The organism is Streptomyces sp. NRRL WC-3549 (genome assembly GCF_000721935.1).
In the GTDB taxonomy this organism is placed as follows: Bacteria; Actinomycetota; Actinomycetes; order Streptomycetales; family Streptomycetaceae; genus Streptomyces.
The window spans coordinates 35,184-36,756 of the sequence record NZ_KL585432.1; the positions used below are offsets into that span (position 1 = coordinate 35,184).

At 72.5% G+C, this 1,573-nt stretch carries 1 protein-coding gene; it reads left to right on the forward strand.

Translation table 11 applies throughout. The annotated features are described in order from the left end of the window. Positions 1-1,573 (forward strand): ABC transporter ATP-binding protein (locus IH13_RS0130835; RefSeq protein WP_031089451.1); only part of this gene is annotated, 1,573 nt, incomplete at both ends.

The following is a 1,573-nucleotide window of genomic DNA, read 5'->3' on the forward strand; positions in this document are numbered from 1 at the left end:
GCCTGCGCAGGCTGCTGCGCGGCTTCGGGCTGCCGCTGCTGGTCAGCCTGGGCCTGGTCGCCGTCGACGCGGGCATGGGCCTGCTCCTGCCGGTGCTGATCCGGCACGGCATCGACGACGGCGTCACCCGGATGGCGCTCGGCGCGGTCTGGGCGGCGGCGGGACTGGGACTGCTCGCGGTCCTGGTCCAGTGGGCGGCGCAGATCGGCGAGACCCGGATGACGGGCCGTACGGGCGAACGCGTCCTGTACTCCCTGCGGCTCAAGATCTTCGCGCAGCTCCAGCGGCTCGGCCTCGACTACTACGAGCGCGAGCTGACCGGCCGGATCATGACCCGGATGACGACGGACGTGGACGCCCTGTCCACGTTCCTCCAGACCGGGCTGGTCACCGCCTTCGTCTCCGTCGTCACCTTCCTCGGCATCATGGGGGTCCTGCTCGTCCTGGACGTCCAGCTGGCGCTGGTCGTCTTCGCGACGCTGCCGGTGCTGATCCTCGGCACCTTCTTCTTCCGCCGCAAGAGCGTCAAGGCCTACGAGCTCGCCCGGGAACGCATCTCCGTCGTCAACGCCGACCTCCAGGAGTCCGTCGCGGGGCTGCGGATCGTGCAGGCGTTCCGGCGCGAGCACGACGGCGCCGAGCGGTTCGCGGCCCGCAGCGACCACTACCGCCAGGCCCGGGTCCGCGGCCAGTGGCTGATCTCCGTCTACTTCCCGTTCGTCCAGCTGCTGGCCTCGGTCGCCGCCGCGGCCGTGCTGATCGTCGGCGCCGGCCGGGTCGACGACGGCACGCTGACCACCGGCGCGCTCGTCGCCTACCTCCTCTACATCGACCTGTTCTTCGCCCCGGTGCAGCAGCTGTCGCAGGTCTTCGACGGCTACCAGCAGGCCACGGTCTCGCTCGGCCGGATCCAGGAACTGCTGCGCGAGCCCACCTCCACCGCCGACCACGACGAGCCCCGTCCGGTGCCCTCGCTGCGCGGCGACATCGCGTTCGAGAACGTGTCGTTCGTGTACGGGGCGGCCGAGGGCCAGGAGGAGGAGGCCCTCAGCGGCGTCGACCTGCGCATCCCGGCCGGGCAGACCGTCGCCTTCGTGGGGGAGACGGGCGCGGGCAAGTCCACACTGGTCAAGCTCGTCGCACGGTTCTACGACCCGACGGACGGGCGGGTCACGGCGGACGGCGCCGACCTGCGCACGCTCGACCGGACCGCCTACCGGCACCGGCTCGGTGTCGTACCGCAGGAGGCCTACCTCTTCGCCGGCACCGTCCGCGACGCCATCGCCTACGGGCTGCCCGAGGCCACCGACGCGCGGGTGGAGGCGGCGGCCAGGGCGGTCGGCGCGCACGACATGATCGCCACCCTGGAGGGCGGCTACCTGCACGAGGTCGCCGAGCGGGGCCGCAACCTCTCGGCCGGCCAGCGCCAGCTGATCGCGCTGGCCCGTGCCGAACTGGTCGACCCGGACGTGCTGCTCCTGGACGAGGCGACGGCCTCCCTCGACCTGGCCAGCGAGGCCCAGGTCAACCAGGCCACCGACCGGCTCGCAGGCCGCCGCACCACCCTCGTGGT